This is a genomic window from Streptomyces sp. NPDC004051, from assembly GCF_053604275.1.
Genome location: NZ_JBSGHG010000025.1, coordinates 42,192 through 62,203, shown reverse-complemented (window position 1 = coordinate 62,203; position 20,012 = coordinate 42,192). Strand labels below are relative to the sequence as shown.

Sequence of the window (20,012 nt, the reverse complement as noted above, 5' to 3'; positions counted from 1 at the left end):
ACGTGCGGGGCGGGTGGGGCAGTATGGGCCGACGATGCGCAGAGGACTCGTACACGTACTGGCCTGGCTGCTCGCCACGGGCGCGGCGGTCACGCTGTCGTGGTGGGGTGTGGACACGGTGATGACGGGCACGGCCTACGACCCGCCCCGCGCGCTGCCCATCACGGCGGCCGACGCCACGACGCAGGGGTCGCGGCCGGTGTCGTCCTCGACCCGGCGCCCGACCGACGCGGGGGCGCCGGAAGCCGCCGGTGACGCGGCGGACGCCGGGGACTCGAAGGACGCGCAGGACCCGAAGGGCCCGAAGGACTCCAGGAGTTCCCAGAACTCCGGGAATTCCGGGGACACCGGGACCTCCGAAAGGTCCGGGGACCCCGGGGGCGCGGCCGCGGGCGCGGGCGGCGCGCAGGACGCGCCGGAGCAGGATGCGGCGGGCGGGTCCGGCGAGGGCGCCCCCGCGCCGGCCGACCCCGCCCCGGCCGCCTCCGGCGAGGTCAAGGCGTACGACACCGACGGCGGCCGGGCCGTCTTCGACCTCGGCGAGAGCTCCGCGTCGCTGGTGTCGGCGACGCCCGGGCCGGGCTGGTCGATGCAGGTGTGGAAGACGGAGTCGTGGATCCGGGTGGAGTTCGCCGCGGGCGCGGACCGGGTGTCGGTCTTCTGCACCTGGCACGACGGCCCGCCCCGCGTGGAGATCAACGACTACTGACCGGGCGGCCCGGCCCCCTCGCGCCCCACCTGTCACCGGAACACCGACGTCACCGGAACACCGACGGCGGTGGCGCCGGGGAGTCGACCGCCGCCAGGTCGCTGACCGGGGTGGCTCCGCCGGTGAAGTCCCTCAGTTCCCGCCCGTGTTGGACGCGCCCGGGGTGTGGGTCGGAGGCGGCGCGGCGGGTCAGCTCGGCGATCGGCAGGGGCGCGTCGGAGGCGACCAGCACGGAGTTGCCGAAGCGCTTGCCGCGCAGCACCGCCGGGTCGGCGATCAGCGCGAGTTCGGCGAACCGGGCGGCGGCGGTGGCGATCTGGCCGCGCAGATGGGCCAGCGGCGGCCCGTCGGCGAGGTTGGCGACGTAGACCCCGCCGGGGGCGAGGGCCCTGCGGACGTCGTCCAGGAACTCGGTCGAGGTCAGGTGGGCGGGGGTACGGGCCCCGCTGAACACGTCGGCGACGACGAGGCCGGCCCACCCGTCCCGCACCTTCGCGAGCCCCTCCCGGGCGTCCGCCGAACGCACCCGGATCCGCGCCCCGGGGTCCGGCGGCAGCTCCCGGCGGACCAGTTGCACCAGCCGTGCGTCCCGCTCGACGACCTGCTGGGTGGAGCGGGGCCGGGTGGCGGCGACGTACCGGGCGAGGGTGAACGCGCCGCCGCCGAGATGCACCGCCTGCACGGGACGGCCGGCCGGCCCGGCGGTGTCGATGACGTGTCCGATCCGCCGCTGGTACTCGAAGGAGAGGTACGCCGGATCGTCCAGGTCGACGTGCGACTGCGGGGCGTCGTCGATCAGCAGTGTCCAGGCCCTCGGCCGTTCCCGGTCGGGGACGAGCCGGGCGAGCCCTCCGTCGACGGTCTCGACGACGGCTTCGGCAGCAGCCCGCCCGCGTCCGGAGTTCCTGGACCTTCTCATGGGGGCATTGTCGCAACCCGCCGCGGACCGGTCCCCTCCCGGTCGTCCGGTCGTCCCGAGCGGCGCGCGCCTCCCCGCCCGGCGGGCTCAGCGGCAGCCGTCCGCCGCGTCGAGCAGGCGTCGTGCCTCGTCCAACGCCTCCCGCAGGACCGCGGGATCGGTGGCGGCACCGGCGTCGTCCTCGGGCGGCAGCAGCCAGTCCGCGCCCTCCACCGGCGGCTCGTCGGGCGCCAGGCCCAGCCCGCGGCCGTCGGTCTCCGTGCAGGTGCTGCCCGGCACGTCCCACGCGGCGGCCGTCCCCGGCGGCACCAGGAACCCGAGGGTGCTCCCGCCGTCGCCGTGCAGTACGAGCCCCACCACGTCCCCCGCCCCGGCCGCGCCGCGCCGGAGGATGTCCACCACCTCCAGGCCCTCGCGGGCCGGGACCGTCACCACCTCGCAGCAGCCCGGCGGTTCGCCCGGCGGTCCGCCCGAGGGCGTTCGGGGTTCACTGCTCCGGCTGGTCACCATCCCCGCCTCCACTTTCCTGCTCCCTCACACCCGGGGTTCCACACACGGGGTCCAACGCGGCGGACCGGCCTGGGCTACGGCGAAACCCAATAGCACAGAATGGCAGTTCATGGCGGATCACGGACGAGATATCCGGTTTGCTGCCAAACTCTGCGTGGCGACTCCGTCACAGCAGGTACGTTCTTGCCCGCCGGCAACAGAGCGGCGCGACGGATGGACCGCTCTGCTTCCGGCATGGTTCGACGGTTCGCAGAGAGGACCCGGCCATGGCGTCGTCGACGGTGCCCTCGTCCCAGCCCGACCGGCCACCACGGCCGAATCTCGTCTTCCGGCAACTGCGCGGAACGCGCTCGCCGGCCGAGTTCGCCGCGTCGGTCCGCAGGGCCGCTCGTGAGATAGGCGAGCGGGTCAGCTGTGACGCGCGATACGTGCACCGGGTGGAGGCAGGCGAGATCCGCTGCCCCAACTACGCCTACGAACGGGTGTTCCTGCACATGTTCCCCGGCCGCACCCTGACCGACCTGGGCTTCGCGCCCCGCGCGTCGGTCCGCGGACGCCGGGCGCGGAACGACGGGGGCACTCCCCCGGCGCCCGACGCGGCCCCGGCACTCGTCACGAGTGAGACCGGCGGGGCCCCCGAACCGTATGACGGACCGAGCCCGTACGACCCGTACCACACGCACCACAACTACGAGGAGAGCGACGTGCTGCGTCGCGCATTCATGACCGGCGGGGGCGCAACGGTGGCCGCCGCCTCACTGGGCCCGCTCGCCCTGGCCCCGGACGCCTCGGCGGCACAGCGCGCCGTGCGCCGTCCCGGGGCGAGCGACGCGGGTGCCCTGGAAGACGCCGTCCGCCACATCAGGCTGCTCGACGACCGGCACGGGGCCGACGGCCTCTACCGCAGGGCGGCGGCACCGCTGCGCGCCGCCTACGCCCTGCTCGACGCCGGGACGACCCGGCAGCGGACCGCGGACCGGCTGTACGCGGGCGCCGGCGAACTGGCCATCTCGGTGGGCTGGCTGGCGCACGACTCGGGCCGGTTCGACGACGCCCGCTCGCACTACGCGGAGGCGCTGGCGACCGCGCGGGTGACCGGGGACCAGGGACTGGAGGCGCACGCCTTCTGCAACACGGCGTTCCTCGCCCGGGACTCGGGCCGGCCCCGGGAGGCGGTGCGGGCGGCGCAGGCCGCGCAGCGGGCCGCGCGCCCGCTCGGTTCCGCCCGGCTGATGTCGCTGCTGGCGCTGCGCGAGGCGGGCGGCTGGGCCGGGCTCGCCGACCGGTCCGGCTGCGAGCAGGCGCTGGCCCGCGCGCAGGCCTACTTCGACCGCGGCCCCGCACCGGCCGACCCCGAGTGGATGACCTTCTACGGGGAGGCCGAGCTGGAGGGCCTGGAGGCGCAGTGCTGGTCGGCCCTGGGCGACTGGCCGCGGGCGGCCCGGCACGCGCGGCGGGCCGCCGAGCTCCAGGACCCGCACTTCACCCGCAACATCGCGCTGTACACGGCGGAGCTGGCGGACGACCTGGCCCTCGGCGGGTACCCGGACGAGGCGGCGGCCGCGGGGATGCGGGTGCTGGACCTGCTGCCCGAGGTCCAGTCGTCCCGGGTCCGCACGATGCTGGCGGGCACGGCCCGCGTCCTCCTCCCGCACCGCCGCGCCTCGGACGTGTCGGACTTCCTGGACCGCCACGACTCCCTCCCCCGCGTGACGTGACCGCCCGGCCCGGCGTCGGGCCCGGGGCCGGCATCAAGCCCCGGACCGGATCCGGGACGGCATCAAGCACCGGGACGGCGTCAGGTACCGGACCGGACCGGGCCCGGGACGACACCAGGCACCGGGCAGGAACCGGATCGGCATCAGGGCCCGGACCGGATCCGGGACGGCATCAGGCACCGGGACGGCGTCAGGTACCGGACCGGAGCCGATACCGGGACGGCATCAGGACCGGGGTTGGCGCCGATACCGGGACGGCATCAGGACCAGGGGCGGCGCCGGGTCGGGTCACCCCGCCAGGTGCCCCAGGTCGTTCCAGCTCTCGACGGCCGGTTCCCCGTACGCCCAGCCCAGCACCGACAGTGACGTCGGGTTGAGCCGGATGCGGGCCGCGAAGTCGAGCGGCAGCCCCAGCCAGCGGGCGCCGATCGAGCGCAGGATGTGCCCGTGGGCGAAGACCAGCACGTCCCGGTCGGCGGAGCGCGCCCAGGCGACCACCTCGTCCGCGCGGGCCGTCACCTCGGCGAGGGTCTCCCCCTCGGGCACGCCGTCGCGCCAGATCAGCCAGTCGGGCCGGTCCGCCCGTATCTCGTCGGGGGTCATGCCCTCGTACGCCCCGTAGTGCCACTCCATGAGGGCGTCCCAGCTCTGCGCGCGCTCGCCGAACCCGGCGAGTTCGCAGGTCTCCCGCGCCCGCACCAGCGGGCTGGTGCGCACCTCGACGCCCGGCAGCCCGTCGTACGGCGGCCGGTGCAGGCGCTCACCGAGCAGCTTGGCGCCCTGCCGGCCCTCGTCCAGGAGCGGCACGTCGGTCCTGCCCGTGTGCTTGCCGGACAACGACCATGCGGTCTGTCCGTGCCGGGCCAGCAGGATGCGCGGTGCCATGAGAGACCTTCCGGGAGGAATCGGGGACGGAACCCCTCCATCATCGCCCACCCCCGAGGCGGGCAACCCGGGGGGCGATCCCGACGTCTATCAGGGCCGAAGGCACCTCATGAGGGGCGCGGGTACGCCTAGAGTGGCTGACCGGATCGCCGTGGGGCGGAAGCGAGCGTGAAGGGGGAGGGCGATCGGATGCCGCACACCGAGACACCGGGTACCGAAGGGGCCCCGGCGATCCGGCTGCGCTGGTGGACCGAGCTGCCGCTGATCCTCCTCGTGTACGCCTGCTACTCGGCGGGGCGCCTGGTCGTCCGGGGCGACGTCACCGACGCCGTGGACCACGGACTGGCGATACTCCGCATCGAGCAGGCGCTCCACCTGAACGCCGAGCACCCGCTCAACCGGCTGTTCACGCGCGAGCCGTGGCTGGGCGTACCGGCCGACTTCTGGTACGCGTCGCTGCACTACCTGGTGACGCCCGCGATCCTGGTCTGGCTGTTCCGCTCCCACGCGGTGCGCTACCGCGCCGCCCGCACCTGGCTGATGACGTCCACCTTCATCGGGCTGATCGGCTTCACCCTGCTGCCCACCTGCCCGCCCAGGCTGCTCGACGCGAGCCACGGCTTCGTCGACACCATGGCCCAGTACAGCTCCTACGGCTGGTGGGCCGGCGAGGCCAGCGCCCCGCGGGGCCTGGGCGGACTGACCAACCAGTACGCGGCGATGCCGAGCCTGCACGTGGGCTGGGCCCTGTGGTGCGGTGTGATCCTGTGGCAGATCGGCGGACCGCAGACGGCAAGGACGGCGAAAGCCGCACAAGCCGCCAGGACGGCCGCCGTCGTCTACCCGCTGGTGACGGTCGTCGTGGTGATGGGCACCGCCAACCACTACTTCCTGGACGCGGTCGCGGGCGCCGCCGTGATGGGCGCCGGGCTGCTGCTCGCCCCCGTGGTGACGCGGTGCACGGACCGGGTGAGGGCCCGTCTGCTGCCGCGCCCGACGCCGGTCCCGGTGGCCTCTTCCGTCCCTGGTTCCCCGATTGTCAGTGCCGGATGCCAGACTTCCGCGGGTGAGCACTTTCCACGACAGCGGCCACGGCAGCGGCAGTTCGAGCCACGGTTCGCCCCGGAAACCGAGCGGGGCGGCGCTCCCCCCTCCGACCGGGGGGAAGGAACCCAGGCCGCTCCGGCACCGGCTCGCTGAGCTGCGCGGTCCGGAGGTGTCGGCGAAGGCGCTGGACGCACGCGCCCTGGCCGCCCTGGCCGCCAACCCGGGCTGCGCGCGCCGCGCGATCCTCGACGGCGCGGGCGTGGACAAGGCGGGACTGGCGGGCGCGCTGGGCTCGCCCTCGGTCTTCGGCCAGTCCCAGTTCGCGTTCGTCCGGGGCAACGCGTTCGAGGCCCGGGTCAAGGCGGACGGCGGCACGGAGCTGCTGCGGCTCGTCCACGAGAAGCTGGACCGCTCCGCGGAACCGCCCGCCGGCGCGCGGGTGCCGGACCTGACCGCGTCCGGCCCCCGGGGGCGCGCCGCGCGCACCGAGTTGGCGCTGGAGGAGGCCGCCCGGGCGCGGGACGGGTGGACGCTGCTCGACCATCCCCTGCTCGCGCTGGACGTCGCGGGCTCACCCGCCTTCCTGGAACCGGACGCGGTGGTGGTGCACCCGGACGGCAGCTGGACGGTCGTGGAGATCAAGTCCTTCCCCCTGCTGGACGGGGCGGCGGACCCGGCGAAGGTCGGCGCGGCGGCCCGGCAGGCGGCGGTGTACGTGCTGGCGCTGGAGGAGGTCGCCGCCCGGCTCACCGCCGTCCCGGCCCCCCGCGTGCGGCACAGGATCCTGCTGGTGTGCCCGAAGGACTTCTCCAACCTGCCGACCGCGTCCGCCGTGGACGTGCGCAAGCAGCGCGCGGTGACCGCCCGCCAACTGGCCCGGCTCACCCGGATCGAGGACATCGCCGGCGCGCTCCCCGAGGGCACCTGTTTCGCACCCGGACTGCCCCGCGAGCGGCTCACGGCGGCCGTGGAGTCGGTCCCGGCGAGCTACGCGCCGGAGTGCCTGTCCGCGTGCGAGCTGGCCTTCCACTGCCGGGACCGCTCCCGCGCGCAGGGCGCGGTGACCTCCCTGGGCCGCCCGGTCCGCGCCGAACTGGGCTCCCTGACGACGGTCGAGGACGTGCTGGCGGCGGCCCGCGGCGAGGCCGGCGACCCCGACGACCCGACGGTGGCCGCCCTGCGCCGGGCGGCGGCGCTGCGGGCGGAGGCCCTCGCCGACGCACGGGTCCCCGCCGGCGCGCAGGCCTCCCCCGATGTACTGGCCCCCACCGGCCGCCCGGAGGTGGCCCCTTGTCGCTGATCGCCACCCTGGCCCGCCTCGAGGCCGTCAGCACCGGCCGTGCCCAGCCCGCCGCCACCGTCCGGCACCGGCATCTGTCCGAGCGGCCCCTGGTGTTCGTGCCGCTGATCACCGCCGGTGAGGCGGGCGCCCCGCTCGGCGCGCTGGTGGGCACCGACCGGGACGCGCCGCGGCTGCTGGCCGTACCGCAGCCGCGCGACCGGGACCTCAGGTTCGCGTTCCTGGCCGAACTGGCCGACGTGGTCCTGCCGTACGTGGAGGGCTGCGCCGAGGCGGTGGAGGCCGCGGAACGCAGCGAGACCGACCCGGAGACCGGGAAGCGGGTCAAGGTCGAGGTCGAACTGTGCGCGGACGCGCCGCAGCTGATCGTGCCGAGCCGGGCCGGTGTCGACCTCGTACGGCTCCTCGGCCGTTCCACCCGGTTCCGGCGCACGGCGGAGCAGGACCCGGAGGCGCCCTTCCCGGCGCCGCCCCGGGTGCCGTTGCTGGGGCGGTGGCTGACCCACTTCGGGGAGCGGGCCCGGGTGCCCGGCTCGTCGCTCCTGGCCGCCATGACGGATCTGCTGGGCCGGCACTGGGCGACCGGCCAGTCCACGCTGGAGGACCAGCACCTGGGGGCGCTGCTCGCCTGGATCGACCCGCCCGAGGGACGCTCCGGGGCCGAGGCGGCGCGGGAGGCGGAGCTGGCGCGGGACGCCGACGGGCAGTTGCTGTGTCCGCCCGCGGGCCCGGCGACCGACCCCGCCTTCGACAACAAGCTGCTCGCCCCGGCCGTCGAGCGGTACGACCGCGCCCGCAGCGCGCTCGCCGCCGCCGAGGACGGTCTGCAGGCCGACGACCGGCTCGGCGCGCTGACCGCCGCCGAGCGGGAGGTCCGCGCGCTGGTGGAGAGCCGTACCCGGCCCACCTGGGACGCGGTGTGGCGGGGCCTGGACCTGCTGCGCGCGCTGCCGGAGGGCGCGCGCGTCGAGGAACGGTGGACGCGCGACCGCTGGTCGTTCACCGGCCACCGGGACCGGGTGCTGGCCGGTGAGCCTCCGCAGCCGCGCCGCGACGACGCGGTGACGGCGGCCAACAAGCTCGCCACGCGCGAGCGGGAGCAGGCCCGGCTGGAGGCCCAGGAGGCCCTGGACGACCCGCTGGTGATGGCGGGCCGGCGGCTGTCCGGGGAGGCGTTCGCGGGCGAGGTCGTCGAGGTCGTCATGGCGTACAACGAGAGCAAGCGGCCGAGCCCCCGCCCCCTGATCACCGTCCGGACGGACGACCGCCCGTACCTGGGCGAGCGCACCAGGGTGTACCGCTCCCTGGGCGGCAAACCGCAGACGGCCGAGTTCGTCGCCGTGGAGTCCGCGGAAACCTCGGAGGCCGGGGAAGCTGAAGGAGCGGGCGGGACCCTGCTCGTCCTGCGGATCCTGGACAAGATGGGCCGCGGCAAGGAGCCCGAGGCGGGTTCGGTGCCGGAGAAGGGCGACCGGCTCTGCTTCACCCTGTTCGAACACGAGCCGCGCGGCGGGGCGAAGCTCCCCGACCCGGAGGAGACCCCGTGGACCCACGGCGGCCCGCCCGGTACCGCGGCCGCCACCCCGGAGGCCGCCGACCCGGTGACCGAGGAGGACCTCCTGTGACCACCGAGACCGTGACCACCGAGACCGTGGCCCCCGGGGCTGTGACCACCGGGGCTGCAACCGCCGAGGCGGGCTTCGACCCCGGCACGGCGGCCGCCCGTGCCACCGACGCGATCCTGCGCGACACCCTGCACGGCACCGCGCGCGGTGTGGTCGTCGACTCCCCGCCCGGTGCCGGCAAGTCCACGCTGGTGGTCCGCGCGGCACTGGAACTCGCCGAGGTGGGGCGCCCGTTGATGGTGGTGGCGCAGACCAACGCGCAGGTCGACGACCTGGTCCTGCGGCTCGCCGAGAAGAACCCGGACCTGCCGGTCGGCCGGCTGCACAGCAGCGACACCGACCCGTACGACAAGGCGCTGGACGAGCTGGAGAACGTCCGCAAGTCGGCGAAGGCGGCCGATCTCGCCGGGCTCGACGTGGTCGTCTCCACGGCCGCCAAGTGGGCGCACGTCAAGGGCGTCGAACCGTGGGCGCACGCGATCGTCGACGAGGCGTACCAGATGCGCTCGGACGCGCTGCTCGCCGTTGCGGGACTGTTCGAGCGGGCGCTGTTCGTGGGCGACCCGGGGCAGTTGGACCCGTTCTCGATCGTGGGCGGCGAGCAGTGGGCGGGCCTCTCCTACGACCCGTCCGCGTCCGCCGTGACGACCCTGCTCGCCCACAACCCCGAACTGCCGCAGCACCGGCTGCCGGTGTCGTGGCGGCTGCCCGCCTCGGCGGCGCCCCTGGTGTCGGACGCGTTCTACCCGTACACGCCGTTCCGCAGCGGCACCGGCCCCGGCGACCGGCGGCTCACCCTCACCGTGCCCTCGGACGGTTCGGGTCCGGACCGGGTGATCGACGAGGCGGCCGAGTCCGGCTGGGGCCTGCTGGAGCTGCCCGCCCGGCACACCCCGCGCACCGACCCGGAGGCGGTCCGGGCGGTGGCCCTGGTGGTCCGCCGGCTGCTGGACCGGGAGGGCGCCACGACCTCCGAGCGCCCCGCCCCCGCCCCCGTCCCGCTCACCGCCGACCGGATCGCCGTCGGCACCGCCCACCGGGACCAGGCGGCGGCGGTCCGGGCGGCGCTGGCCGAGCTGGGCGTGGCGGACGTCACCGTCGACACGGCGAACCGGCTCCAGGGCAGGGAGTTCGACGTCACCGTCGTACTCCACCCCCTCTCCGGCCGCCCCGACGCCACCGCCTTCCACCTGGAGACCGGCAGACTGTGCGTGCTGGCCTCCCGCCACCGGCACGCCTGCATCGTGGTGTGCCGAGCGGGCGTGAGCGACCTCCTGGACGCCTACCCCTCGACGGAACCGGTCCAACTGGGCACCCTCGTGAAGTTCCCCGACGGCTGGGAGGCGAACCACTCGGTCCTGGCCCACCTCGCGGAACACCGGATCGAGTGGCGGCCCTGATCAGTGAAGGGTCCGCAGATCCCCGCCAGGGTCAAGCCAAGTCTTGGGCATACCCAGTCCTTGGAGGGAGGTGATGCGACCGGCTACGGCCAGGACAGCCGAATCGTTCTGGAGCCTGACGTCCATCCACAGAGCACACCCAGCAATAACAGGATTGCGGGATACGAGTGTCAGACATCCGGCCCGGTGGAACGTTCGTACCCAACGTAACTCGCCCTGTGTCAGCCAGCGGGGAGGGCCCGGAGACGCTCGCGGAACTCTCGTACGGCCGGCACTGCGGTATGTGGTTCGAGGTAGCGGCTGAACTTCGTCAGACGGACGTGGGCCCGGTCGGATCGGACTCGATTCTCCAGCAGTTCCAGGCCGACGTTGGCGGCATCCAGGGCTCCGTCGAGGTCCCGGGCGGCCAGTCGTGCCGTGGCGAGGCGGCCGGAGCGTACGGCCCGGTCGCGCGGGACTGCTTGGTCTACTGCCACGGCGAGGGCGCTGGTGGCTCGCTCGGGGAAGCCGGAGCGCAGCATGATCTTTCCCTCGGTGGACTTGAGCTGGGCCTCGCCGTACCAGCCGAGCCAGTCGGGTCGGTCGCCATCGCGGTGGGCGCCCCACAGGTCGTAAGCCCGGTTGAGGGATTTGCCGGCCGTCTCGTGCTGGGCGTCTCGGGACAGGGCCTCGGCCTGGTGGAGGTAGAGGTACGAGGCTGCTGCCGGCGGGAGGGCCGACGGGGCGTTGCTGATGGCGGTGTCGATGAGCTTCACGCGTGCGGCCGTGTCGCCCGAGTCGGAGATGTGGACGCCCATCTCGGCGAGGATGAAGGCGCCGAAGCCGTCGTCCTTCGCGCTGTGGGCGCTCCGGAGGGCGCCGACGTAGTAGCGCTGGCCGAGGGAGCGGAGGCCCTTGTCGTAGGCCATCCATCCGGCAAGGTACGACACCCGGGCTGCCGTGGCGTACAGGCGGTGTTCGACCGCGTCGGTGTAGCGCCCATGGTCGAGGAGGCCGGTGACCAGTGCGAGGTCGCTGGTGGCCTGGTCCAGGAGGCGGGCTCCGCCCATCTGGTCGTCGAGTGTGCGGAGGGTGTCCACGCGCGCTTCGATGGTGGTCACCATCGCGTCAGTGACGCGGTCGCCATCGAGTGCCGAGGCGAACGCCTCTGGTGCGGCTGCCCAGTTGGCGGCCACTCCCGTCAGTGCGACGCCGGTGATGGACAGGAATCCCCGGCGATCCATGTGGCCGCTCCTGACCAGATCAGCGAAGACCTTCACGGTGCCGGCCGGAGTCCATGGGGCCGCGAGGGCTGTGGACTCCCAGGCCGGTAGCCATCGGGGCCAAGCCGCCGAACGTACGTGGTCCTCGGGAACACCCAGCAGATCGGCGAGCACCCCTTGCGCGTCCGCGTCGGGCGTCTGTCCCTGCTCCCACTTCCAGATCGTCGTCCGGTTGGTGGCCAGCGGTACGCCCAGTTCGACCCCGCGTTCACACATGCGCCGGGCTAACTCGGCCTTGCCCCAGCCCCTGCCTTCTCGCACGTAGGTCAGCGGGTGCAGCGCCATCGGGTCAGCCATCTCACCCCTCCCCTCGGGTTGGTAGTCAGGAGGCTACTCCCCGTGCGCGAAACGGGGGTTTCTCTCGCCGGAGGAACCCCCTGGAAACGTTCCGGGCCCAGGGTCCGCAGCCGTTCACTGGCCTCACTCCGTTCGGAGCTGAGCACCCGGGTCAATCGGCTCCCCGCCCCTGCTCCGGACGGCTCCCGGACCGCAGCCCGGCATCGGCGTCCCTCACGTGGGTGACGGGCTGTACCACCCCTCAGGAGGTCGTGATGAGCCAACCTCTGCCCGTTCGCATGCCCGGCGCCAGCAGACGACTGCGCACCATTCCCGAGCCGCCGGCCGGCCCGAGCCCGGCCCTCCGCGCCCGCGCCGAGTCCGGATGGACGAGATTCCTCCGTCGTGGAGCGGGCCACCGCGAGGAGTCTGAGCGGTGAATCCGGTCGACGCCGAAGGCCGGGAAGGGCACCCTCTCCTTCACCGCCTGGTCCGCGACATCGCGAGCCGGGGTGAGGGAGAACTGACGGCCGTCGTCCACGAGAGGCACGGCGACCGGCTCATTCGCATCGCCCACATCCAGCCCGTGAACGGCATCGCTTGGTCGACCGCGGCCGACAACATCGGGCTCGCTCAATGAGGCAGCGCCCCGCTGTCGTGGCCTACGTGATCGCCATCACCACGCTCGTCGTCACATTGGCCGTCACCGGAGCCCCGGACCACTGAGAAACGGGAGGAGCACCTTGAGACGCACCGACAACCGCGGCTTCAACCACCGCCAGGCCATGACCGAGGAGTGGTTCCGCACCCGGGTTCTTCCCCATGTGTCCGGCGTGCGGTTCCTCCCCTATCAGGTGCGGCAGCTGCGGAACGAGCATCTCCCCGCGATGCTGCGCGACGAGGACAGGAAAAGCCTGGTCCGCATCGCCGGGGACCTGGTGAAGGTCTCCGCGCGGTGGCACTGCCTGCCGTTCCACTACTTCCGTTACGGCGGATACCGGCGCGAGGTGTCCATCGTAGGGGTCTGCTCGTACCTGCCGGAGACCGCGCTGTTCCACCGGCTCCTTCCTCGCGTGAACCGGGACGCGATCGGCTTGGACGACAAGACGTCCTGCAAGAGGATCCTCGCCTCGGCAGGCATTCCGCAGCCCGCTCTGATCGCGAGTGGTGACCGCCGTGCAGGTGTGACGTCCGCTGGTGAGACGGTGCCGCTGACTGGAGTCCTCGGTCGCGCTTTCGGTTTCGGGCGCGTGGTGGTCAAGCCCTCCCGCTACTCCAGCGGCAGGTCCGGCATCGTGATCGTGCGGCCCGGCGAGGACGGGTTCGACCTCGCGGCCTATGCGCAGCAGTGGGGCACGTGGCTGGTGGAGGAGTACGTACCCCAGCACCCCGACCTGGCTGTGCTGAACCCGTACGCCCTCAACACCTTCCGCGTGATCACCCTGCTGCGAGATGGCACTGCCGAGATCCTGTACGTGATGTTGAAGCTCGGCGGTGCCGAGAGCGGCACGGACAACTCGGCGGCGGGCGGCATGCAGATCCGCGTGCACCCGGACGGCGAACTCGACCACCACGGCTACGACCGGTACCTCAACGCCCATACGCGCCACCAGGTCAGCTCGGTGCCGTTCGCCGGCCACCGGATCACCCGTATGAGAGAGGTCCGAGAGCTGGCCGCGCGCTGTGCCCGCCTGTTCCCACAAGTGCCCTTCATCGGCTGGGACATCGCCCTCACGCCCGGCGGACCCGTGGTCATCGAGGGCAACAGCAGCCCTTCCCTCGCCCACATCCAGCGCACTCACGGCGGCGTCGCGCCGGAGCTCGTTCCCGCGCTCCGCTCCGTGATGGACCGCCCGATCATCTGACCCCAGGAGTTCCCGTGGAAAACCTGAAAATGCAGGCCCGCGCCGCGGCCGGAGGTCTGCTCGACACGCTCAAGACGATGCCCGAGGTCCAGGCGCTCTACGTCCTGTCCTCCTCGGCGGTCGCACCCCGCAACGTCACGCGGTTCAGCACCGACTCCGACTTCGACCTGGCCGTCGTCCTCGACGTCCCGCTCAAGGAGGACGAGTGGAGGCCACGGCCGGCGGACACCTACGCCCTGGTCCGTGACCGTCTCCCCGCCTGGCTCCCGGAGTTCAGCTTCCACCTGCCGGCCCCCTGGGGGCGCATGGAGGTCAACGTCCACCAGCTCCTCTTCCAGTACGAGGCCGACCCGCGCACGACGTGGAACAGCGACAAGTGCGACGCCTACGGAAACAAGGGCGAGCCGCTGTTCAACCGCAAGAAAGCCTTCGGAGCGCTGATCTCCCACAAGACGCGCGAGCAGCTCCAGCGACTGGAAGGCGAGGCCTACCGGCTGCACAACCGGATCACCTGGGACGTGCGTGAGATCCCGCTGCGCATGGCACGGCGGGTCGGAGTGCCCACAGGCCACTTCGTCCTCTCCGGGGCGCTGGACGAGGTTGTGGACTGGATGTACGCCAGCTCGGGCCGGTTGCTGCCGAACATGAAGTGGAAGCTGTACTCCCTGAGCGCGCTCGGCCTGATCAACGTCGAGCAGGAGAACCTGCTGATCGAGGCCCAGCAGTGCGCCCCGCTGTCGATGGTCGACCTGGAACGGCGGTGCGAGGCCCTGAGCACGTTCTGCCGCGCGGTCGGAATGGACTTCAGTCCCAAGGCGATCGCGGCGGTGCGGAAGGCGTACCAGCGGGCCAACCACCACCTTCTCGGGGAAGAGGCGTCGGTCTACGCCGACCAGCCGTCCCCGCGATTCATTCCCTTCGGCGAGCGCAGCAGTTCCGGTTAGGCGCTTATGTCCGGGTGTCAGTACGCTGCGTGATCCGCTCACACAGGAGGCATGATGTCGATCAAGGTCCACAACACGCTGACCGGCCAGACGGAGGAGTTCCGCCCCGAGCGGGAGGCCGAGGTGCGGATGTTCGTGTGCGGACCCACCGTGTACGGTCCCAGCCACGTCGGGCACGCGAAGACGTACACGCAGTTCGACTTCATCGCCCGGTATCTGGAAGCGAGCGGGTACAAGGTCACGTACCTCCAGAACATCACCGACGTCGACGACAAGATCATCCGGCGGTCGGCCGACGAGGGTGTCCCGCCGGAGGAGATCGCGGCCCTCTTCGAAAAGCAGTACCTGGAGGACATGACCGCGCTGGGCAACACCCGCGTCGACGTCCACGCGCGAGCCCACGACCACATCGACGCGATCGTGGACCAGATCAAGCGGCTCATCGAGCGCGGTCACGCCTACCGGCTCGACGACGGCTGGTACTTCGACCTGGCCTCGTTCCCCACGTACGGCAAGCTCTCCGGCCGCACCGACCTGCGTCCCGAGGACTCGGTGTCGCGCATCGACGACAACTCGAAGAAGCGCAACACCGGCAACTTCGCCCTGTGGAAGGGCCGCAAGGACGGCGAGCCGTTCTGGGAGACGGAGCTGGGGCCGGGCCGGCCGGGCTGGCACATCGAGGACACCGCGATCACGGAGACGTTCTTCGGGCCCTCGTACGACCTGCACGGCGGGGCCGTCGACCTCATCTTCCCGCACCACGAAGCCGAGGTCGCCCAGATGGAAGCCGCCTCCGGCATCGAGCCGCTGGCCCGCTACTGGATGCACACCGGTCTGCTGCGCGTCGACGGCGAGAAGATGTCGAAGAGCACCGGGAACTTCCTCACCATCCGCGAAGCCCTCGCCCGGACGGACTTCCGCACCCTGCGGCACGCCTTCCTCTCCCAGCACTACCGCTCCTCCATGGAGCTGAGCGACTCCACGCTGGAGCAGGCCCGAGGGGCACGCCGCCGGATCGAGAACTTCGCCCGGACCATCGATCTCGCGCACACCGACAGCCCGGCGAACGCCGCGCGCGTCGCCGACGCCTGGCAGGAGATGCGCGAGCGCCTGGACGACGACTTCGACACCCCCGGTGCCCTGGCCGTCCTGTTTCAGTACATCCGCGAGCAGAACCGCGTGGAGGAACCGGCCGGGCCGGCCGCCCTGCGGCTGGTCGAGGACGTGAACAACCTCTTCGGGACCTTCGACATCCCCGGCTCCGCCCAGAGCGATGCCGCTGTCGACGAACTCGTGAAGGAGCGCGACCGGCTCCGTGCGGCAAGAAAGTTCGCCGAGGCCGACGCGATCCGCGACCAGCTCACCCAGCAGGGCGTGACCCTCGAGGACTCGCCCGAAGGCACCCGTTGGTGGAAGGAGACCACCTCATGACCTGGAAGAGCCGCTTACCGCTCGTCGTGGAGAGCGCCGTCCCACTCAGCCTCTGCGGAGCGCTGATGAGTCACGTGAAGAACCAGGCCGCTCGCCCACGCACCTACCAAGGCGTCATCGACGAATCGCTCCGCAAGAGCGAGTACGTCGAGGTCCCGGCGCACCTGGAGGAGGCGGTCATCTCCCACTGCACCACCCACGTCCGCGATCACTTCGAGATCATCCCCAAGCGCATACCCGCCCAGCCGGCGGTCGTCTACCGCTATGGCGCCGGCGTCGGCTTCGTCGCCCACCACGACGAGGTCACCGACATCGAACGCGAGCGGGCCCGTACCAACGGACAGCCCGTCGTCGGCGGCGACCTCACCCTCGTGGTCTGGCTCAACACGCCGGACTCCTACGGTGGGGGCGAGCTGTTCTTCGAGAACCCCGCTCAAGAGATCAAGCCCCCCTGCGGCACCCTGGTCGCCTTCCCCGCCACCCGCGACCACATCCACGGCGTACGGCCGATCACGAGGGGCGAACGCGTGACCCTTGTCGTACGCACCGAGGCCGAGCGACTCTGACCCCAGCAACTGACTCCCGGGGAGAAACCCGGTGGTTCTGTTCAGCAGCCCGGCCCCGGAGAGCATGGACAGAAGCTGTTCTGCGCAGTGCTTGCACGCGCACTCCGGCCGGACCCGGGCGGAGAAGGAGATCGGGCCATCGGGTCGGCTCCGGGTTCCGCAGGCGACGGCGGGCAGGTCCGTGAGGGCGGCATCGGCTACTCCACCAAGGAAGGTGGCCAAGCTGCCAGGATGAGCGCATGACGACGATCGACGGCGAGGTGGCACCCGGATTCGAGCCGGTCCGCGAAGCGTTCGTGAAGAGCTTCGCCCAGCACGGGGACATCGGCGCGGCCGTGTGCGTCTACCAGCACGGTCGGCCAGTGGTGGACCTCTGGGGCGGCGTCGCCGACCCCGAGACCGGCCGACCGTGGACACGGGACACCCTGCAACTGGTCTACTCGGCAACCAAGGGAGTCACCGCGACCGCAGCGCACCTGCTCGTCGAGCGCGGCTTGCTGGACCTCGACGCACCGGTGGTGAAGTACTGGCCGGAGTTCGCGGCGAACGGCAAGGCAGACGTCCCCGTACGCTGGCTCTTGTCCCACCGGGCCGGCCTGGTCGCGCTTGATCGACCGCTGCCGCTGACAAAGGCGTTGGCCTGGGATCCCATGGCAGCAGCGCTGGCGAACCAGCGCCCCCTGTGGACTCCGGGCACCGCACACGGGTACCACGGCCGAACCTGGGGGTGGCTGGTCGGTGAGGTGATCCGCCGGGTTTCCGGCCGCTCGCCGGGCCGCTTCGTCGCCCAGGAGATCTCGGAACCCCTGGGGTTGGACTTCTTCATCGGCTTGCCGCCGAGTGAACGGAGCCGGGTCAGCCGCATGGTGTACCGGCGCCCGGCCGTCGACCTCACCACCGTCCCTGTCGAGTCCGTCCCCGAGGAACTCCGCGAACAGGTCGCCGCCTGGCGCGATCCGAACTCCTTCAGCAACCGTGCGTTCGCGGTCACCGACCCGGCCGCGATCGACTTCGACTCCCCGGAGGTGCAGGCCGCCGAACTCCCGTCCTCGAACGGCATCGGCACTGCACGGGCCCTGGCCCGCATGTACGCCGCGCTGGTCGGCGAGGTCGACGGCGTGCGCCTGCTCACCCCGGAGACACTGGCCTCGGCGACCGGGGAACAGGCAGGCGGGAAAGACCAAGTGATGGTGATTCCAAGCCGATTCAGCAGCGGCTACATGCTGCCTACGAACGACAACCCCATGACCGGGCCGAACGCCTTCGGCCACACCGGCCGTGGCGGCTCGCTCGCCCTCGCTGACCCCGAGCACGGCATCGCCTTCGGCTACGTGATGAACCACATCATCAGCGGCCCCGACGACGTACGGGCGGCTTCACTGACCGAAGCGGTCCGGAAGGTGCTTGAATCGCTCCGGGTTCGGTAGGCAGCCCAACGCCTCTACCGAATCCGGAACGGTTCAGAGCATCCTGTCCGATCTGGTAGTCGCGCCTTCACGCCGTGCATCTCGCGGGCGCCGGCGTCGTCCCCAGCTCGCACCAGATGTACTTGCCCTGGTAGCCCTCCCGGGCCAGCGGCTGCCAGCCCCACACGTCGGCGCAGGCCTGGACCAGTGCCAGTCCTCGACCGCCCTCGCGGTCGGCAGCGAGGGCGAGCGGCTGCGGCAACTCCAGCGGGGAGGGGTCCGCGTCCCACGCGCCGATGCTCAGTACGCCGGTCCCGGACCAGCGCACCCGCAGGGCGGCGGGCCCTTTGGTGTGACGTACGGCGTTCGACACCAGTTCCGTGGCCAGGAGTTCAGCCATGTCGACCAGGCGGATCAGACCGTGCATGGTCAGGATCAGACGGAGCGTGCGGCGGCAGATGGTGACGGCACGCGGGTCGTTGGGGATGGAGAGGGAGTACTCCCACGGATCGTTTTCAGGCATGCGGATTCCTTTCCAGCGCCAGAGGGGTTGAGGTCGGAACCGGTGTCATTGCCGCGTCCGTCACGGCAGGACGAAGCGGTGCACTTCCGGCTCCACGCATTGCACGGTGCACCCGATGCGTCACTGACAGTAGGTCATAGATTTATTACGCAGCAAGCGGATCGCGTAATCTGACCTCGAACGAGTCGCCCGGTCACAGCCGTTGAGGCGAGGAGGAAGTCATGCCGCCCAGACGGCAACCCACGGCGCGTCAGGTGCGGTTGGGTGCGGAGTTGCGGAAATTGCGAGAAGCGGCGGGACTCAAGGCCACCGAGGCCGCGAGCCTGCTCGGCGTGAACTCCGTACAGATGAGCCAGATGGAATCCGGCATCGCCGGAGTGAGCGAGGAACGGCTGCGATGCCTTGCCGCTCACTACGCTTGCGCCGACGCCGAGTTACTGTCGGCGCTCGTGGCGATGGCAACCGGCCGTACGCGTGGCTGGTGGGAGGAGTACCGAGGCGCACTGCCCAACTCGTTCCTAGACCTGTCCGAGTTGGAGCATTACGCCTCCTTCCGATGGGATGTCGACTTCCTGCACGTCCCGGGGCTTCTGCAGACCGCGGACTACGCACACGCCCTCTTCGCCTACGTGAATCCCGACTTCCCCGACAGCGAGAGGGCTCGTCGGGTGGAACACCGCATGCGGCGCAGAGCCGTCATCGAGCGTCCTGAACCGGTGCCGTACACGGCAGTGATCCACGAAGCGGCTCTCCGTATCCGCGTGGGCAGCCGTCCCGCTTCGAGGGCTCAGCTGAACCGCATCCTGGAAATGTCCGAAGCCGACGGAGTCACCGTTCGCGTCATCCCCTTCGACCTGGACGGTTTCGGCGGAGCCGGGAGCGCCATGGTGTACGCGGGCGGGCCTGTCCCTCAGCTGGACACCGTCGTGCGCGATGGCCCGAACGGCACGGTCTTCATCGACGCGGCGGCACAGCTGGGCCACTTTCGAACACTCTTCCATAGGGTAAAGACGGCGTCACTCGGACCGGAACGTTCGCGTGACTTCATCCACACGCTGGCGAAGGAGCTGTGAGGTCCGCCATGACGACCCCGGACATCTGGAAGAAGTCGTCCCACTCGGGCGGCGGTGAAGGCAACGCCTGCGTGGAGATCGCTCTCCGCCACCCCCGCATAGCCGTCCGCGACTCCAAGGCCCCGGAGCGGGCCGTGCTCACCTTTCCCGTCGCCACCTTCACCGCGTTCACCGCCCACCTCGGCGCCCTCGAGGCTCCCGGCAGGGAATAGCGGCACATGCATACGGTCCGGACGGCTGGGAAGCCATTCACCTGACGCCCGAGGGCATAGCCCTCAGCCCCTTCTCTGGAGGCGCGGGGCAATGGACGGTGGCCCGGCTTCTCCGGCACGCCCTCGGGCAGGCGATCAGCACCGCGCCGCCCCCTTCGCCGGACGGAGTCCGGCACGCCGCCGGAGGCGGCCGAGGATCACAGCCCCCGACGGCTGGGAGGCGAACCACTCGGCCCTGGCCCACCTCGCCGAGCACCGGATCGAGTGGCGGCCCTGCCCCCCGCGGGCCCGGTCGTGCCCGGCTCGAGGCCCTCTTGCCAGGGCGCGGGACAATGGACGGT

The 20,012-nt window shown here is 71.8% G+C and carries 19 protein-coding genes; 14 read left to right on the top strand and 5 right to left on the bottom strand.

Annotated elements, in window-relative coordinates:
- The first annotated feature begins 34 nt into the window (after positions 1-34).
- Positions 35-709 carry a hypothetical protein gene (locus ACWEQO_RS23795; protein ID WP_452985140.1) on the top strand — a complete coding sequence of 225 codons (675 nt, stop codon included), beginning with the start codon at positions 35-37 and terminating at the stop codon, positions 707-709.
- 49 nt (positions 710-758) lie between these two features.
- On the opposite strand, the gene ACWEQO_RS23790 is transcribed toward ACWEQO_RS23795, so the two are convergent.
- Positions 759-1,628, bottom strand: a complete 870-nt coding sequence (locus ACWEQO_RS23790) for a spermidine synthase (protein ID WP_452985139.1) — start codon at positions 1,626-1,628, stop codon at positions 759-761.
- An 87-nt stretch (positions 1,629-1,715) separates the two neighbouring features.
- Positions 1,716-2,138, bottom strand: a complete 423-nt coding sequence (locus ACWEQO_RS23785; RefSeq protein ID WP_452985138.1) for a hypothetical protein — start codon at positions 2,136-2,138, stop codon at positions 1,716-1,718.
- A 266-nt stretch (positions 2,139-2,404) separates the two neighbouring features.
- Here ACWEQO_RS23785 and ACWEQO_RS23780 point away from each other — a divergent pair, with 266 nt between their 5' ends.
- Entirely contained in the window at positions 2,405-3,856 is a 1,452-nt protein-coding gene (locus ACWEQO_RS23780) for a hypothetical protein (protein WP_452985137.1), read from the top strand.
- A 288-nt stretch (positions 3,857-4,144) separates the two neighbouring features.
- On the opposite strand, the gene ACWEQO_RS23775 is transcribed toward ACWEQO_RS23780, so the two are convergent.
- A complete protein-coding gene (locus ACWEQO_RS23775) occupies positions 4,145-4,741 on the bottom strand; it encodes a histidine phosphatase family protein (protein ID WP_452985136.1) in 597 nt (198 codons plus the stop codon).
- Between the two features lie 189 nt (positions 4,742-4,930).
- Between ACWEQO_RS23775 and ACWEQO_RS23770 the strand changes: the two genes are divergently transcribed.
- The 4 genes from ACWEQO_RS23770 to ACWEQO_RS23755 are packed head-to-tail and all read left to right on the top strand — an operon-like array spanning position 4,931 to position 10,113.
- A complete protein-coding gene (locus ACWEQO_RS23770; RefSeq protein ID WP_452985135.1) occupies positions 4,931-5,941 on the top strand; it encodes a phosphatase PAP2 family protein in 1,011 nt (336 codons plus the stop codon).
- Between the two features lies 1 nt (position 5,942).
- Complete coding sequence (locus tag ACWEQO_RS23765; RefSeq protein ID WP_452985165.1) at positions 5,943-7,088, top strand: hypothetical protein; 1,146 nt, start codon at positions 5,943-5,945, stop codon at positions 7,086-7,088.
- The gene (locus ACWEQO_RS23760) at positions 7,079-8,713 is read left to right on the top strand and encodes a hypothetical protein (protein ID WP_452985134.1); all 1,635 of its coding nucleotides are present in this window, start codon (positions 7,079-7,081) and stop codon (positions 8,711-8,713) included. The genes ACWEQO_RS23765 and ACWEQO_RS23760 overlap by 10 nt, the downstream gene beginning before the upstream one ends.
- Positions 8,714-8,754: 41 nt before the next feature.
- Positions 8,755-10,113 (top strand): AAA domain-containing protein, encoded by a 1,359-nt coding sequence (locus ACWEQO_RS23755; protein ID WP_452985164.1) that lies wholly within the window; start codon positions 8,755-8,757, stop codon positions 10,111-10,113.
- A gap of 221 nt (positions 10,114-10,334) precedes the next feature.
- Here the strand turns inward: ACWEQO_RS23755 and ACWEQO_RS23750 are convergent, their stop codons facing one another.
- A complete protein-coding gene (locus tag ACWEQO_RS23750; RefSeq protein WP_452985133.1) occupies positions 10,335-11,672 on the bottom strand; it encodes a transcriptional regulator in 1,338 nt (445 codons plus the stop codon).
- A 415-nt stretch (positions 11,673-12,087) separates the two neighbouring features.
- Here ACWEQO_RS23750 and ACWEQO_RS23745 point away from each other — a divergent pair, with 415 nt between their 5' ends.
- The 6 genes from ACWEQO_RS23745 (at position 12,088) to ACWEQO_RS23720 (ending at position 17,884) form a co-directional block, all read left to right on the top strand.
- Positions 12,088-12,291 carry a hypothetical protein gene (locus ACWEQO_RS23745; protein ID WP_452985132.1) on the top strand — a complete coding sequence of 68 codons (204 nt, stop codon included), beginning with the start codon at positions 12,088-12,090 and terminating at the stop codon, positions 12,289-12,291.
- Positions 12,292-12,394: 103 nt separating this feature from the next.
- The gene (locus ACWEQO_RS23740; protein ID WP_452985131.1) at positions 12,395-13,516 is read left to right on the top strand and encodes a sugar-transfer associated ATP-grasp domain-containing protein; all 1,122 of its coding nucleotides are present in this window, start codon (positions 12,395-12,397) and stop codon (positions 13,514-13,516) included.
- Between the two features lie 14 nt (positions 13,517-13,530).
- The gene (locus tag ACWEQO_RS23735; protein ID WP_452985130.1) at positions 13,531-14,460 is read left to right on the top strand and encodes a hypothetical protein; all 930 of its coding nucleotides are present in this window, start codon (positions 13,531-13,533) and stop codon (positions 14,458-14,460) included.
- Between the two features lie 51 nt (positions 14,461-14,511).
- Positions 14,512-15,891 (top strand): cysteine--tRNA ligase, encoded by a 1,380-nt coding sequence (gene cysS / locus ACWEQO_RS23730; RefSeq protein ID WP_452985129.1) that lies wholly within the window; start codon positions 14,512-14,514, stop codon positions 15,889-15,891.
- Positions 15,888-16,457 (top strand): 2OG-Fe(II) oxygenase, encoded by a 570-nt coding sequence (locus ACWEQO_RS23725; RefSeq protein ID WP_361449309.1) that lies wholly within the window; start codon positions 15,888-15,890, stop codon positions 16,455-16,457. Before cysS ends, ACWEQO_RS23725 begins: the two co-directional genes overlap by 4 nt.
- A 239-nt stretch (positions 16,458-16,696) precedes the next feature.
- Entirely contained in the window at positions 16,697-17,884 is a 1,188-nt protein-coding gene (locus ACWEQO_RS23720; RefSeq protein ID WP_452985128.1) for a serine hydrolase domain-containing protein, read from the top strand.
- Positions 17,885-17,951: 67 nt separating this feature from the next.
- Here ACWEQO_RS23720 and ACWEQO_RS23715 read toward each other — a convergent pair whose 3' ends face one another.
- A complete protein-coding gene (locus ACWEQO_RS23715) occupies positions 17,952-18,386 on the bottom strand; it encodes an ATP-binding protein (protein WP_452985127.1) in 435 nt (144 codons plus the stop codon).
- A 221-nt stretch (positions 18,387-18,607) separates the two neighbouring features.
- Between ACWEQO_RS23715 and ACWEQO_RS23710 the strand changes: the two genes are divergently transcribed.
- Positions 18,608-19,459 (top strand): helix-turn-helix domain-containing protein, encoded by an 852-nt coding sequence (locus ACWEQO_RS23710; protein ID WP_452985126.1) that lies wholly within the window; start codon positions 18,608-18,610, stop codon positions 19,457-19,459.
- An 8-nt stretch (positions 19,460-19,467) separates the two neighbouring features.
- Positions 19,468-19,671 (top strand): DUF397 domain-containing protein, encoded by a 204-nt coding sequence (locus ACWEQO_RS23705; protein WP_452985125.1) that lies wholly within the window; start codon positions 19,468-19,470, stop codon positions 19,669-19,671.
- Positions 19,672-20,012 lie beyond the last annotated feature (341 nt).